Genomic DNA, 15972 nt, shown 5'->3' with positions numbered 1-15972 from the left:
AGTAATCAGGCTGTTATTTAAAATTCAATTCCATACCTATTGACATAGACTTCATAATTGGATAGCGCATACCATTATTGACGCCTAGCTCCGGATCCCAAAGCTTAAAATCTGAAATAGTCAATAAATTATTCCCTCTTAAGAAAATACGTAGGTTTTTTATTTGAATGGGATTTATCCAGTTGGAAGGCATATTAAAACCCAGTTCAACATTTCGCAATCTCAAAAAACTCATATCTCGCAACCACCAGGTTGAGGCCATATTATTATTGGAACTTTGATAATCTGACAAACGAGGATAAAAAACATCTTGTCTGGGATCGGCTACTGTCCAACGGTCGGATACGTTATTAAACATGTTTCCCATAGCACCATTGGAACTACCGGGAATAAAATTAGATCCTCCGATAATACGGTCCGTCTTTGAAAGTCCTTGCATAAAGAAGCCAAAGTCAAAAGATTTATAGCGCACATTTGCTCCAAAACCGTATACAATCTGAGGATCTTCTGTACCTCCTATTGCAGTTCTGTCAAATGCATCAATCACACCATCATGGTTTAGGTCCACGTATTTAATATCTCCAGGACGAACAGGGCCAAAAGTATGTTTAGGAATATCACTTTTTAATTGTCCATTAGCGACATCGGCAAAATCCTGTTCCTCAAAAAGACCATCTGCCACTAAACCAAATAACTGTCCGATTGACTTCCCTGTCGAAGAACGGGATGTGCCAATTACTGCTGATGGCTCATCTTGCTCAATGATTTTGTTATGTGCGTAAGTGAATGTACCTCTTACTGATAGAAATAAATCCGGATTTAATGCTTTACTAAATTCAACTGATGCATCTACTCCTTGATTATTCACTTTACCATAGTTTGCCCACGGCGCATTTGTAAATCCACTGGAGCCGGGTATAGACCGACGTTGCATAAAAATATTGCTGCGCTTTTCTGTAAAATAATCGATTTGAAAGTCAAGTGCATTCCACAGTCCCAGTTCAAAACCTAGATTGGTCTTGTTTACCGTCTCCCACGTCAAATCAAGATTTCCCTGATCACCTTCAATTCTGCCCGATCGCCTGAAATCATTATTGATACCCCACGAATAACCCGTGGACTCATTAATCGTGGTAATGTAAGCGAAGCGTCGACCATCCAGCTTGTCATTTCCGACTAAACCGTAGGAACCTCTGAACTTAAGTTTATTGACCGTACTTCTCAAATGTTGCATCCAAGTTTCTTCTGATAGATACCATCCCAATGCAAAAGAGGGGAAGAAACCAAACCTTTTACCCGGAGCAAAATTTTCAGATCCATTATAACCAAAATTGAACTCACCTATGTAGCGGTTAGCGTAGTTGTAGGAAAAACGACCTGCAATACCTTGATTACGGTAAGGCAACAGATCGCCATTATCGTAGTTTCGCTGATTATAGAGTACCATCCCCTCGATGTTATGGTTTCCGAAATTTTGAGCATAGTTAATTGCTCCTTCTAAATACATACTCTTATCTCCCCAATCTGATCCTTTGCTGTAACCTAAGAACTCCTGCCCATAGCTATCTATAACAAGTTTCAAACGTCCCTCTTCATCTCTTCCTATGGCCGGATTGTAATAATCTGGATCTTTACTTCGTACTACGGAAGTACTAGAATAACGATCGAAAGAAAAAAGACCTCTTGCTTTTAACCCTTTTAAAAAAAAGGATAAATCTTGCTCTATGGAAAACAAGGATTCAATTTTGCTATCACTTAATCTTTCATACCCGCGTTGCGTAGCTAGCGCCCACGGATTGGTACGTCCTGAGGTACGTGGTATTTCTCCGCTAGAGTAAATGGTTGGATGGACGTATGGGGGAATTGTAAATGCCTCCTGAAAAAGAGCGTCAACACTTTGAGGTGCACGATTGCGATCTTGAAGATAACCGCCAATATTCAACCGAAATAAGGTAGTCGGGCTGACATTTATATCTACATTGGAACGTACGTTGTACCGATTTAATTTGGAAGAAGAATCCCAATCCTGCTTCTTATCTCTTTCTATGATTCCACCTTCTCTATAAAATGAAGTAACTAAGGAATAACGCAGAATATCTGAACCGCCGTTGACACTTAAATTGCCCCGGCTGTTTCCTGCTCTATCTTTTAAGATCTCATCCAACCAGTTGACATCTGGATACAAGTCTTTATCCACACCTTTGCGGATATTATCAATTCGCTCCTGTGAATACAACCCTGTTTCACCACGTTCTTCACGGATACTGTTCATGACCTCTAGGTATTCTGCTGCTCCGACAAATTTTGGTAACTGAATGGGAGAAGTTAATCCCTCTTCAAATCGAAACGAAACATTGGGCTTACCCACTTTTCCTCTTTTTGTATTGACTAAGATGACACCATTTGCTCCCCGAACACCGTAAACGGCACTAGCTGCAGCATCTTTAAGGACTGAGAATGATTCGATTTCTTCGGGATCCATATTATCCAATGAACGTTCGACGCCATCTACTAAAATTAAAGGATTCCGATTCCCGCCAAAGGTACTGATGCCTCTGATCCAAAAATTAGAATTATCATATCCTGGTTCTCCAGAACGTTGAACAGCAATCACTCCGGACAGCTGGCCAGCAAGATTATTGCTTAAAGAACGTGTTGTACCACTTTGTAAACGCTTTGGCTGTATGGTGGTAATGGCTCCTACTACTGAAGCTTTACGTTGGGTACCGAAACCAACAACAACAACTTCATCCAGCGCACTTACACTATCCTTTAAAACAATTCTGTACGAATTTCTATCTGTTAATTCAATCTGTTCAGGTGCATAACCGACCAAACGAACGGAAATATAACGATCTGTAGGTAAAACACTTAAACTAAAGCGTCCGTTATCATCAGTAGATGTACTCCGGTTACTCACATTTCCAGTAACGGTAGCATTTGATAAACGGTTACCACTTTCGGTCAATACCTGCCCTTCAATAATCCTATTCTGAATAACTTGTTCAACTGTTGCTGATTTCTTTAGAATAATGGTGTAGTCTTTCATAACAAAAGATACATTCATCCCGGTAAACAATTTGTTCAGAATACTTTCTAACTTTTCATTATGAAATGATAGTTTTATTTTTTTATTTTCATCAATATCATTAGGTGAATAAACAAATTTAACACCCATCTTTCCATGAAGATCATGCAACGCCTGCTTAATCGTTACATTATTAAATTCAATGGAAATTTCTTTTTGCAACGTTGCTTTCAGACTAGAACTCGTCGTAGTGATGCAGATGGTCAATAAGACCAGATACATCAGGAGTCTGACACCCCGAATATTTTGTTTTGTTTGTTTTGGTTTCAATTGATTCATAAATTAGTTTATTAAAAAAATTGGTGATTTTAATTGTTGACTGTTTATTTGACTGTTACATAGATGACTCCTTTCTTTTCTTTAAAATCAACACTATTTGTGAGTGCGATCATGTGCAGCACATCTTCGATAGTATTGTATCTTGTAAATATTCCGGTAAGTGTTTTAGCACCTGTGTCATCACTCATTTCAATCGATTTGCCGTACCAGGTACCGATTTCGTCCATAACCTGTCTCAGTTTTTCATTTTCAAAATAAAATTCGCCTCTTCTCCATGAATCTATTTTAGCTTTGCTGCTTTGCGAAGAAATCATAATTTTAGGTTGTATTTCTTGAAGAAATGCTTTATCTCCAGGTTTAAGGATAACCGTACCGTCCGAATGATTATGTGCCAACCTGATGCTACCTTCTTTCAACAGTACATTTTCTTCTCCTGGTATAGTCGTCGAAACATGAAATTGTGTCCCCAAGACTTCAATGGTTTGTAGCTTAGTTCGGACAGTAAAAGGAACCCACTTATCTTGAGATTGCTGCTTAGAAACGTCAAAATCAACTTCCCCTACCGCCATCACTTCCCTTGAGTGTATACCAAAATTGGACTGGAATGAAACGGAAGAATGTTTATTGAGGCTAACTTTTGTTTGATCCTTTAAAACAACGGTAAAAGGGGTTTCGGATGGATTATTGATTTCTATAAGTTCGACTTTTTGTGATCGCTCCATATGTGTTAGATCTAAAATATGCCCCTCTCCTTTTTTGTGAAGTGTACTGCCTACTGGTAGTGAGTCGAGAAGATTAATGCGGTGCTCTCTGTTGAGGGTTAATTGAGGGAAATCACGAGCAGTATGTTTACTTCTACTTAAAGACATAATGGTGTCCTTTCCTTGGTACAAGAATAAAGCACCTAATGAAAGAACAAACAATACGCTTGCCGCAACCGCTATCTGATAATGCTTTTTTCGATTGGAAATTTTAATTTTCCGGGTTATGGCAGCGTCAACTTGCTGTTTAATATCTTTATTAATGGATTCATAATCGATATGATCGAGATCGTGAATATCGAGACGGTCATATATTTTTTCAATTAGTTGATCCTCATTTTCTGAGGTTTTACCGGATAAATACTTATTAAAAATATTTATAATAAATACTCTAATTCTAGTTTTACTAGTGGACATATATAAAGTTTATAAGTTGGTCTTTATTATATGTCGTGATTTATAGCAAAACTCCCAAAAAATTAAAAAAATAAAAATAATATTTCCTACAACTGGTTTTTCAACCATTTGGAGGCTGTTAATAATTGGTTTTGAACAGTTTTTGGAGAAACATTTAATATTTCGCCAATCTCCTTATTGTTCAAGTCATCAAAATATTTGAGTTTAAAAATTTCTCTTCTTTTCTTCGGCAGTTTATCAATCCAGTAATTTAGATGAACTTGAAGTTCCTCTTCTCTAAAATTATGATCTGCCTGATCCACACTTGCCATGTACTCAACAATCGTTTCTAGACTTTCTAGCTTTTTAGTCGATTTCCTAAACTGATCAATAATCTTGTACCGTATAGCTGTATACAGATAGTTACTTACCTGTTGAATTTCTTTTTCATGACGCTTGACCCATAAATCAATATATACATCCTGCACAATCTCTTTACTGATCAATTCATCATTTAACCTTGAAAAAGCGTGTTGATATAAACCTTTCCAAGTTCTTTCATACAATACATTATAAGCATCCACGTCAGATCTTTTCACCAAAAGATATAATTCTTCTAAAGAATAGAGATTCTCCGTGTACATGATATGAATAAAATAATGGGCCCTTAGTTTATAGTTGTTGCGGGCAAGATAACAAAATCCTATATCACTACAAGTGCTGGATAGTTTTTTATTTAATTTTTAATCCTTCATAAAAAAGAGCATTATTTTTTTATTTGCCTTTCAATTCATGATAAAGCCCATAATAAACATATGCTGAAATTTAAAGACTGTAGCATATAATATTTCATTTTTAGTTAATTCAGAGGAAAATGATTTAAAACCAAAAGGAAAAAAGGATCATATAAAAAACCCGTTTGGAACGACCAAACGGGTTTAAAATATATTCGATTGATAACTTTTGCTTATAAACGCAGACGCCCCTGGCACCTCTTCGAGATCAGCACTAAAAAAAATCTAATTCTCAAATTATGTTTTTCGTTCTTTTCTCTTCTTTGGAATGAAATTACAATCTCTATGCTCGACATATTCAATTTTATGTTCGAATAGAAGTTGAACAGTAATCATTAATTATCCTCCAAAATCGCCACAATCATGTTCTTTAAAAAGTGGTAAAGCTTTTTTGATTGTGAAATACTTGGCTATTCTTTTATTTTTTAATTCTAAGTTCTGGCCTTCTAATACCAGCTCATAAACAGGTGCTTTATCTATTTTTGTTAAAATATACGTGCGTTCTGATGTTTTTAAAGTTGTTTTATTTCCTTCGATAGAAGCAACGAAATCATCAATTTCAAAAGTGTCTTTTTCATCACAGACATTGGTCCATATCATTTTATTCTTTGTAATGGATAAACTAGCTAAATCGCATGAATAACAGTTCCCGGAGAATTCTATACCGTATTTCACATACACATTTGTACTTGTGCTATCCAATACATCAATAGGGATTAAGGTTGAAAGATCAGTCGGGAGATCCACTTTAGTTACCGTATTTTTTCGAGGAACAGGCGCAGCGGCTGTATCTACTTTTGGAACTATATCAGTAGATTTATCCCCTTTCTTTTCGGCAACTGGTGAGCAAGAAGCGAGTAGAGCCATCGCAAAAGAGAAGTTGATGATTACATTTTTCATGTGTATTGAATAATTTTAAAGTCTTTCATTTATCTTTTTTAAAATTGTCTAAAATATGCCCTTCAATAAATCCCTGCTTTCGGCCATATTAAGCCAATTTGAATAGTAATATCTTTGCTAAAAGACACAAAAAATGAAAACATTATATCCATTCGTCATATCCACCCTAGTTGTTACTTTTGTGGGATGTAATCCGTCTCCTAAAGCAACTGAAACTAGTAAAGAGACCACTGAAGTTACGAAGAAAATCATTACATTAACCGATTTCAAAAAGATAAAAGGTGTAGATAATATACAGGATGTACCCTTTCAATTATTTACCATACTAGATTCTGTTCATTTTTTTATGGCTCCAAGCAAAAATGCTGATCACCTAAAAGTAGCTAAAAATAAACTCGATAATTATTACGGATTTGAGGAGTTTGATGATTTTTACGCGATCCACTTTAGCATTGATAATAACATTTCGAATAGCATTGAAGCTTTTGTTCTGAAGTCAGAATTCACAGCCTCATTTGATTTGACCTTAGAAGGTAAAGATCTTTATGAGATCAGAAGCAGCTTATTGAAGAAAACTCAAGATTTTAAAAATAAATCATTCCGTAAATTCGGTACGATAGCAGAGGTTTCTGCACAAGAATTTAAAATAGCTTCTAAAAATCGAATCGATGAAGTCTTAGTGAAAAATCCGAAAGTAAAACTGAAAGATGGCAACTGGGTGTATACGGAAAATGGAAAAGAAACCACGATTGTGCAGCATGAGAATGTCCATACAGAAGACGGCATGTTATCCAATGAATATATCGGGCAGTCTCCTACACTAAATTTAGAGATTTTCAAAGAAGAATCGCCTGAAGTATACGATATGTACTACTCGTTTTATACGATAAAACCTGAAGTTAATTTTAGAACGTTTACCGGTGGTTATCCACAGATTATTCCAGGTAAAAATTGGATTTCTTATGTCAATTCAAACAATGACGTAGGAAGTGATTTTACCATTAACAAATACGCGGAGCAAGTTTCTGATCAAGAAAACCTGCTGTATATTAATTTTACGAACTTCAAAATTGCAGATCATAAAAAAGCTTTTTGGGCGGATAACGACACTTTTTATGCTGAAGTATTCCCGACAAATTCAGCGCCGGCGAAGGGTAAAAACCAAAAGACAGCTTACATAAAAATTCAGTTGAAGCCGAATCTATTTTAGTTAAAAATATATAACTGCTATTTTCTGATCAGCTGCAGTTGATCACCTTTTTTCACCATATTAAAGGACATGACTTTTGATATGGTGAAAACCTGGGTTGGGGCTTCACATGTTCCAGATCGGGCAATGCTATCAACCTGCATTTCAATTTGATCTGCTTTGGTGAAATAATATCTTCCAAATATTTGTGTGAAACAATCATTGCCACATTCCCAACTATCATAACTTGTAAATCTTTCTTGATCGAGAAAGTCTACTGCGTAAAAATTGAAAATAAGTGCCGTATCTATTCTTTTTGATAAGCGAAAGGTTGTATCACCATCTATCGTGACAAGCCCTCCTTCCTGAATGATCCAGTTGGTATTTTTAAGTTCGTTAGGGAAGTTGTTTTTCTTTCTTTCAGCATCTGCACAACTTAGAATCGTTATTGTCAGCAAGAGGCTAAAAAAAGTAAAGGCAGCAGTTTTTTTCATTGTCGCTTTATTTTTTTTTAATAAACAAACTCTTTCAAGTACAATCATTGCCAAAATTTGTTTGACCTTTTCACGATCTTTAGAACAAATCCAGGTATTCTTTCTTTAATGATCTTTTTTGGATCGCTTCAATGAAAGCACTAAAACTGTCCGACACAAGTTCTGTTTCTTCAAACTCAGGTTCTTGACCATAATAGATTTTCCCAAAATTTTCTTCTGAAACATGAAGAGCAAAATAGGCATAACCTTTTTTAACAGATAGAATAATAGGTAAATGTTGATTCCAAAAATTCTTTACGACTTGTTGATTTTCAACATCTCCATCACAAGCGTCTAAGGACAGAATTTCAAATTCATTCCATTTGAAATCATTTTCATCATTTGTCTCATTAAAATCTGCAATGCTGTTAAACCATGTTGTATCGGAGTGGTTCGTGAGCAAGGAGTATGTTTTTAAAAAAGCAAGATAATCATCCGGCAGGTTCGAATATCGTGTCTGAAATCTTTTATTTAAAGTTTCATGATCAGAATCCTTCGTAATAAAATGTAGGTCTTTACTTAATGCGTTCATCGTTTCGTTTTCAGATGTTTAAATTTTTGCAAAGAAATTAAAGGTCTGCTCAGCTATAAGTTTTGGATTGGTAGCTGCTATACCATCGATGCGGTCTTCATACAATTGGATATTTATTAATTTAACATCATTAGGTATTTTATAAATTTCATCTTTGGTATAATTATATCCCTTTACATCAGCGCTTTGCTTGCCTGGATATTTTTTTAATCTCTACGTAATACCGCAATGTGATGGTATTCCCCTTTTGTTCTCCTCTTTCAAAACGAATTTTTCTAAGCTGATGAACAGCATGGCCACTGGAACTGATGTTGCCCTGCATCCGAAATTTAAGCGTTTCAGCATCTTTATAGAGCATGTAAATAAGAGGAACTAGGCGTTCTGTAACTTCCTTACGGCTCACATAAGTTTGTATTGCACCAGTTTCTGGAATTTCTTTTAATACCCGCTTTGGTTCGGTGTAAATAGTAGAAATCTGTAATTTCTGAACATTTGTTTTACAGCCAAATAACGCTAAAAATGAAGTTAAAACTGCCAAATATCTCACGGTCTTATTTCTAATAAATCTTTGAATTAAAGATAACAAAAGATACCGTTTGAAAATATCCCCGATACTGGTAGTTTTTAGAGTTTTTACTTTTTTTCCAACAACCTATTTATACATCCACTTTAATGATCACAGTATAACGATTGCTACCTGAGCACCTAAATTCTCTAATTCTTGAACGCTGCTGTGTATCCATTTTTTAGGACCTTTGTGATACAATATTCGCGCTTCCTTACTCATTTGCAGCGCTTCAGCACCCGACAATCGGTACTTCGCTTTTAATAAGGAGACTATTTTCATTTTATTTGGACCGATATCTGTGATATACACCTCAGCCTCCTGCCAATCCGATTCGCTGATCATTTCATTTTGCTCATCTTCTGCCATCTCTGGCATCTCCAGCACATTTTGATAAACTTCATCCCAAAATTCATTGCCTGAAATACTCAATTCTGTTAATAATGAAAGTAGGCCATTTTTATCATACCGTAGCTCAAAAATGGATCGTAAAATATTTTGAAAAATATCAATGCTATCCGCCACTTTAATCGGTTTCCATTTTCCTGTACCATGAAAGGCAAAATAAACGGGAAAATTTTCTTCTGAATCGTTAAAATCGATAAAAAAAGGGTCTGCAAAATAATTACTGGCAATGACTAGCCAGCTTTCCTTAAAATCTCCTTCCTTTTCGCCAATCAAGCTTTTGGATGCAACCGTATTAAAAGCGTATCCATCTTGGAATGCCAGCAGTTGATCTACTACTGGAAAGTTTTCCGGGAGACAGAGATTTTCAATCGAATACGTTTGATTCCAAAAATTTAATAAGGAAGGAAACTGACCAATTTGCTCTAAGAGGTGCTTATTTTCACTTTCAAAAGATGCCTGCTGTTCCGCAGTTAATTCGTTTTCCTGTTTATCTTCGTTATCAAAAGGAAATTTTCGTTGCATCCAATGCAGTAAATCTCGATCTAATATTTTAAAATATTTTTCTTCCAAGGTGCCGTAAGAAGAAAGATATACCTTTTTGTCCTCGTCATTTCTAGAAATTACAGCCACTTGCCCTCCAGAATCATCGGCCACAGGAATATAATAGGGCAAATACGTCTCAAACTGATGGGTTGTAAAGCGTTCTTTAATAGCTTCCTCATCTTGAAAAACACGTATGCTATCAGACACGATTTCAGAATTAAATTTCTTCTGAAATATTTTAATAAAGCTCTGCCAGTGATTGGGTAATTTCATAGGTATGTTAATTCAGTTGACTTTTCGCATCTTGCAGTATTTTTTCAGCGTTCCGTCTTATCTCTTTGGGTAATAACTTAAAATTTGCATCCTTTTCTTCCCGATACTGATCTTCTTCCTGAAAAGGAATCCAACCGGTAATCTTTGATTTTAAGAATGTTTTTCCGCCCCCATTTGTGTAAACGATAACTTTCAACGGTTTAGCATCTAAACCATCTGATTCTTGAAAATAAGTAAGGTAAAACTCAGGAAAACCATCCTTATTTGCATCTCCCACTTCACAGTAGTTAATGAGATAGATCGGTTGTGCCAATCCTACAGCAAAATCTTTAAAGGTAATTTTTGAAATTAATCCGCCATGATCTTCCAGAAAAATTCCTGCGTGCAGATCCTTGGGGTTATCGTTAAGATAAGCGTCCTGTGCAGCTTTGCTTTCGTTTAAAAACCAAACATAACTTCCGCGGTTGGGAACAAATGATTGAACAACCATTACCGGATTTCCGGGCAATGGATTTCCAAGATCTTCAATTATTTCATTGAATTTTTGATCGGAAGGAAAATATACTCCTGTACGTATCTGCGCAAAAGAGGATAAACTTAAAACACAAGCAACAAGCGGTAACAGCATTCTGAAAATCATAAATATCGTATTTGGAGTTTATTATTAATTTTCTTTGTATTCTTTTCCAGAACAAATGTCAATATAGTAATAAATAGTTTGCTCTGCATTCAATTTAACCGTGACCAGTCCATCCGAATTAATGGATTGATAGGCTTTTGATCCAATATTTTGTTTATTTTTATTATCGTAAAGTGCATACAATCCATCCTGTTCTTTTTGAAGCGCATAGATCTGATTTTCAGTATCCAAAACCGATATTTCATGATATTCGGGCTTTATCTCCCAGATATGTTCGTGCCGATTCCACAAGCCTTTAGTGCGAAATTGTTTTTCGTCTTCAATCGGGATAATATATAAATCACCCATGCCTTCGTATGAATTTATTTTCCCAAATTTCCAATTTTTATCCATGTATCTATTTGGTAAAATCATTTTTCTATCGGGCCAGACCAAATTTCCTACTTGATCCATGACCTTAAAATTATACGTATCAATGGTATCAACGACAGTTCCTTTGGTATCAATATACAGCCAATCGAACGCCCAAATAGCATGATCATAATTAAAAACACCCAATAGAAAATAAGGTGAATTAGTTATTGAATACACTAGTGTAGTTTTTCTTATGAAATCGATCTGTTTAGCTGTTGCCTTTGTGATTTCCTTTGGAAATACCTTTTCATATTGTGGAAATGGATAAACAGCATTGGTTTCGCTATCTAATAGTAGTTTAGGAACTTCAGGTGTATAACGTTCTTTATTAATTTCATTGAGCACGATTGTTTCTTTCTCAAATTGCATTGAAAGTGTTTCGATACCTTCCAATCCGCTGTGAATTGGTTTTTTATGGTTCAGTTCATAAAGGGAAAAACCTGCATTAGAAGCTTTAATAAAGCGTTTATTTTCAAGCAATTCAGTGACATTATGTTCAATTTTATTCAAGCGATTTTTTTTGATTTCATACAGGGTACCATTCCAAAAGATGTGGTTTTTATCTACTGGAATAAAATTTAAATAGTAACTGTCGTCCAAATATGGAATATCCTTATGAAGTAAAATTTGCTTAGTTTCTACTACTCCTATTTCAATGTTGTGGTAGTTTTTTTCTTTTTGGATTCCTCCTCCCAGAATATTCCATTCCCATTTCCAGATCGGCATCTTCTTGACATATTCCAGGTCTCTTTTGTAAAAAGTTAGACCATTTATAACATTTAAATTGATTTCGCTGGCTGAAAAATCCAAAACTATTTTTCCATTTTCGTCTATGGCCGCATATTCATTTTTGTCATTTTCAACAATTGCAAAACCTGTCGGTGTCAATAGGGATGCCGTACGGAATTTTTGATTTGTGACAGCTTTCAAATTTGTTTTATCTACATAGATAAAATCATTTTGCTTCGTTAAAAAAGGAACACTATTTATGGTCTTCTTTTTTAAAAGAACATCAGGAGAATTGTCCTTTTTTTCTTGTGTACAAGCTGTGATTGAAGTCAACATAAATAGGATACTAAAAGCTATAGTTTTCATGCTTAATAATTTTATTCATCTTATCCATCAATATTAGAAAGAATATAAGATGAATACTATCCCAGTTATCAGCTATATTTTAGCCCAATATATTGTTTCCAACTGGATTTTGAAAAGACAAAGAGCTTAGGCACTCTCCAATTCTTGAAGTTGATCTTTAGAAATTCATCTAAAATATAAATGCCGTTATTTTAAAATAACGGCATTTTGGTTTGAATGTAAATCAGCTTTGAAAATACCCTAGCTTTTTGCAGGCTATTCTTCTATATTTTACATTGACCATTCAAATGGCTTAGTACAAGGATCACACTCAAATTTTAAAACCTTACCTAAACTTTGTGCTTTTCTACCTTTTTTTACGAACACATAGGCCAGATCTAAATATTCTTCCACTTCCTTTCCACTTTCATCCCTTCCTTTTAATATGACAGAATAGTATTTTCCATCGCTATCTTTTTTATAAAAAACTTCATTAACAGTAACTTTTTTAGGTGTTTCATTATCACAGCAACTGCACCATAAAATCACGATTGGTTCTTTTTTAAGGTAGACGACTGCCGCTTCTGCTTGCTTCTGTGTTAAAGCCTGAAGTTGATCTGCTCGCGAAAAAAAAGCAGTACATAACAATACAAAAAGTAAAATGGTCTTTTTCATATGGATTAATTTTATGGAATTCGATAAGCAAATACTATGCCTTTTGAAACTTTAATGGGGGAATAATACGGAAATTGCGACTATATGTAACCTGATATTTTTTAACATGTAACTTTAATTTTTAGCTAACCGACGACCTCCTTAATTAGTAAGCTTATTGTTTTTCCAGAGGATTTTCACTAGTCAATAACATACCTTAGAGATGAACAATGATATTCCTCTATCTCACATTATCATCACATACACCTACTCCGGTATTTTTTCCGTTAAAATTTCATTATCGGCCATGTCATAATACGTGCATGTCATGGAATGCAGTGAAACAGTCCATTTTTCCACACCGGTCTCCGCACAATGTTTGCAAAAAGTGAAGTAATCAGTCTCCCCTTTTTGGTGCATCTTTAAGTAATCCCTAAATTTTAATGGATCACAGACTGCTTTAATTTCTAAGTTCGCATACGAGGGTTTTGAAACGGTCTTAAATTCATTTTCACCGAAATATTCGGTGTGACTATCTCGTACCCAAGTTTCGAATGCTATTACACCTAACTTTTTTATTTCTTGAATATAGTTAGGAAAATCTGTTCCTGATTTGACTTTGCTATGCGTCTCCTCGATCTGTTCTACTGTAAACATCTTTTTTGTATATTATTTTCTGTTCTTTCTATTGATTTATGTCCAAATTCATAATTTAAAGTTATAAACTACTTTTTCAGAGGACCTATGTGCTTGTAAGTGTTGATAAGCAGTCCTGTAGGAGTTGCTTTAGAGCTTACGAATGCAAGTTCTCGCGCGGTTATACCGTCTCCTAACAATCGTTTACCGTGACCAAGCAAAACAGGATAGGTTATCAATACAACCTCATCTACAAGTCCGGAATCTAACAATGTTGATGTTAACGTGGAGCTTCCGACAATAATCAGATCAGGTCCAGCTGTTGCCTTAAGTGCTGTAATTGTCTGTAACACATCCGTGCCCAAGCCTTCCACCGGACCCCAGCTTAAACTCTTTGGGCTGTGTGTTGCAATATATTTAGTAGCCACATTGATCGCATTGGCCATTGGAAAATCTCCAGCATTGGGCCAAAATTCACTGAATATGTCATAGGTAGTACGTCCAAGGAGAAGGTCAAAATTTGGTCCATATGCTTCAAAAAGAAGTGCTGCACCAGCTGGACTTCGATATGCAGTCGTCCACGCCCCATATTCATAATCGCCGTCATGTTCAATCACACCATCAAGCGAAATATGTTCAAAAATTCGAATCTTTCTCATGTCTTTTCAATTTGGTCAATGATTAATCAAAATTAACGTATACCAGTTACGCGATCAGGGTGTATTTGCGACAATAAAAGGGGGCTTTTAGTCATTCCTTTTGTATTTTTCCATAAGAAACTGATCAGTTGTCTATAACAACCTACTTACAAACTCTTTATCCAATTCTTCATGATATTTAACACCTCAGGAGAAATCGTTTCTTCAATAGTAACATATTCACTCAGTAGACCTGTTTTTGCATGCTGAAACAGGTGATTCAACCCGGGCATCGCAATCACTTTAAAATTTTTATTTCCTGCTTTCGTAAGCAACGTTTTAAAACCAGAAAGGTTTTCCTGAGCCGATACCTGCACATCTTTTTCTCCGTTCAAAGCTAAGACAGGTATCTTAATTTTTGTTAAAGTGGTTGCTGGATCATATTTCAAAAAAGAGCGCATCCAGGGCAGAAAGAATCTTGCTGCAAATTCATCAATATTATTATAAGCCTGCGGTCCTGTATAACCAAGCTTAGCCAGGAATGGCTCAGGCTGGCTATTGAGCCATGCTTTCATTTTCTTTGCAAATATTGGCTTGAGTTCCTCATTGTCTGAATAAGTCGCAGAAAGATCAAATAACATATTCAACAGACTATCAAATCTACTAACCTCTTCCGTATTTAATCCGAGCTGTTCATAATTACTCTTTAACTGCATCGCCATTAATTCCCGGCCTTTAATACCTACTCCTGCCAAACTAACGATAAAGGCTACATCCTTAGACTGCACAGCTGCCATAGGGCCAATAATACCACCTTCGCTATGTCCTATAAGGCCTATTTTTTTGCTATCAATCCCCTGATGTGCCTTCAAGAATTCCATACCGACCAGCACGTCTCCCGCAAAATCCAATGATGTCGCATTCATCACCTCACCTGTCGTTTCTCCAACACCGCGATCATCAACACGTAATACAGCAATACCATTTCTACTCAGATAATCAGCAATGACCCAAAAAGGTTTATGTCCAAACAAAGTTTCATCGCGATCTTGCTGCCCAGATCCTGTAATTAAAATTACAGCGGGTACTTGCTTATTCGTATCAGGTAAAGTCAGAGTAGCACCGTATTGAATTGATTTATCGGTATTGTAGTAAATAACTTTTTCTTCCTTGTAAGGGAAAGGAGCCTTGGGCATCTGTGGCCGCTTAATCTCAAATTCCTTTTCAACTCTTTTTAAAACCAATGGTAGTGCGCCTCCTTGCTTCCACTCGCCAACCAATTCAGTTCTACCTGATTTAAATGCACCATAGAAACCTCCGCCTATTTGAGCTGAAAAAGCAGTTACACTGTCATTTGTGACCTTTAACTCAGAAACCTTCAATCCCATAGCACCTTGATCTGGGCTATCAAAAACGGCAACGTACTGATTTGTTAAGCTATCTTTCGATATCCTTAGAAATATACGGATATTTTCTATTTTGCCCTCCCATACTGTTTTAGAGGGTAGATCTTGTGCTGCCAATTGATTTAAAAAGCACGTAGCTGTTAAGAGAGTGAGAAGTAATTTTAATTTCATAAAGTGGGTGATTGGTATTATAATCAAATATAATTATTTAATTTAAGGGATACTGTCTTTATAATAGCCAATTTATGT

At 35.7% G+C, this 15972-nt stretch carries 15 protein-coding genes; 1 reads left to right on the top strand and 14 read right to left on the bottom strand.

What is annotated here, in order from left to right; translation table 11 throughout:
* Positions 1 to 13: 13 nt before the first annotated feature.
* The 4 genes from WH188_RS03470 to WH188_RS03455 form a co-directional block, all read right to left on the bottom strand.
* Entirely contained in the window at positions 14 to 3367 is a 3354-nt protein-coding gene (locus tag WH188_RS03470) for a SusC/RagA family TonB-linked outer membrane protein (protein WP_206368139.1), read from the bottom strand.
* 44 nt (positions 3368 to 3411) lie between these two features.
* On the bottom strand, positions 3412 to 4545 hold the full coding sequence (locus WH188_RS03465) for a FecR family protein (protein WP_021190202.1): 1134 nt from the start codon (positions 4543 to 4545) through the stop codon (positions 3412 to 3414).
* An 86-nt stretch (positions 4546 to 4631) separates the two neighbouring features.
* Positions 4632 to 5168 carry an RNA polymerase sigma factor gene (locus WH188_RS03460; protein WP_339423264.1) on the bottom strand — a complete coding sequence of 179 codons (537 nt, stop codon included), beginning with the start codon at positions 5166 to 5168 and terminating at the stop codon, positions 4632 to 4634.
* Between the two features lie 489 nt (positions 5169 to 5657).
* On the bottom strand, positions 5658 to 6218 hold the full coding sequence (locus WH188_RS03455) for a hypothetical protein (protein ID WP_021190204.1): 561 nt from the start codon (positions 6216 to 6218) through the stop codon (positions 5658 to 5660).
* Positions 6219 to 6351: 133 nt separating this feature from the next.
* On the opposite strand from WH188_RS03455, the gene WH188_RS03450 reads away from it, so the two are divergent.
* Positions 6352 to 7428 carry a hypothetical protein gene (locus WH188_RS03450; protein ID WP_021190205.1) on the top strand — a complete coding sequence of 359 codons (1077 nt, stop codon included), beginning with the start codon at positions 6352 to 6354 and terminating at the stop codon, positions 7426 to 7428.
* 17 nt (positions 7429 to 7445) lie between these two features.
* Here WH188_RS03450 and WH188_RS03445 read toward each other — a convergent pair whose 3' ends face one another.
* The 10 genes from WH188_RS03445 to WH188_RS03400 form a co-directional block, all read right to left on the bottom strand.
* Positions 7446 to 7901: a hypothetical protein gene (locus WH188_RS03445; RefSeq protein ID WP_237682699.1), complete on the bottom strand. Its 456-nt coding sequence runs from the start codon at positions 7899 to 7901 to the stop codon at positions 7446 to 7448.
* A 79-nt stretch (positions 7902 to 7980) separates the two neighbouring features.
* Complete coding sequence (locus tag WH188_RS03440) at positions 7981 to 8472, bottom strand: SMI1/KNR4 family protein (RefSeq protein ID WP_339423263.1); 492 nt, start codon at positions 8470 to 8472, stop codon at positions 7981 to 7983.
* A gap of 178 nt (positions 8473 to 8650) precedes the next feature.
* Positions 8651 to 9010, bottom strand: a complete 360-nt coding sequence (locus tag WH188_RS03435) for a hypothetical protein (protein WP_339423262.1) — start codon at positions 9008 to 9010, stop codon at positions 8651 to 8653.
* 138 nt (positions 9011 to 9148) lie between these two features.
* On the bottom strand, positions 9149 to 10261 hold the full coding sequence (locus WH188_RS03430) for an SMI1/KNR4 family protein (RefSeq protein ID WP_339423261.1): 1113 nt from the start codon (positions 10259 to 10261) through the stop codon (positions 9149 to 9151).
* 7 nt (positions 10262 to 10268) lie between these two features.
* Entirely contained in the window at positions 10269 to 10901 is a 633-nt protein-coding gene (locus WH188_RS03425; protein WP_168125913.1) for a hypothetical protein, read from the bottom strand.
* Between the two features lie 24 nt (positions 10902 to 10925).
* Positions 10926 to 12410: a hypothetical protein gene (locus WH188_RS03420; protein ID WP_339423260.1), complete on the bottom strand. Its 1485-nt coding sequence runs from the start codon at positions 12408 to 12410 to the stop codon at positions 10926 to 10928.
* A gap of 270 nt (positions 12411 to 12680) precedes the next feature.
* On the bottom strand, positions 12681 to 13064 hold the full coding sequence (locus WH188_RS03415) for a hypothetical protein (RefSeq protein ID WP_132771139.1): 384 nt from the start codon (positions 13062 to 13064) through the stop codon (positions 12681 to 12683).
* A gap of 246 nt (positions 13065 to 13310) precedes the next feature.
* Complete coding sequence (locus WH188_RS03410; protein WP_168125911.1) at positions 13311 to 13700, bottom strand: DUF1398 domain-containing protein; 390 nt, start codon at positions 13698 to 13700, stop codon at positions 13311 to 13313.
* 68 nt (positions 13701 to 13768) lie between these two features.
* The gene (locus WH188_RS03405) at positions 13769 to 14338 is read right to left on the bottom strand and encodes a dihydrofolate reductase family protein (RefSeq protein ID WP_339423259.1); all 570 of its coding nucleotides are present in this window, start codon (positions 14336 to 14338) and stop codon (positions 13769 to 13771) included.
* Positions 14339 to 14484: 146 nt separating this feature from the next.
* Entirely contained in the window at positions 14485 to 15894 is a 1410-nt protein-coding gene (locus WH188_RS03400) for an alpha/beta hydrolase family protein (protein ID WP_168125909.1), read from the bottom strand.
* Positions 15895 to 15972 lie beyond the last annotated feature (78 nt).

It is taken from the genome of Sphingobacterium sp. MYb388 (assembly GCF_037479535.1).
GTDB classification, from domain to species: domain Bacteria; phylum Bacteroidota; class Bacteroidia; order Sphingobacteriales; family Sphingobacteriaceae; genus Sphingobacterium; species Sphingobacterium anhuiense.
Note: the sequence above shows the minus strand (reverse complement) of the source record. Positions and strands in the feature narration are given on the sequence as shown.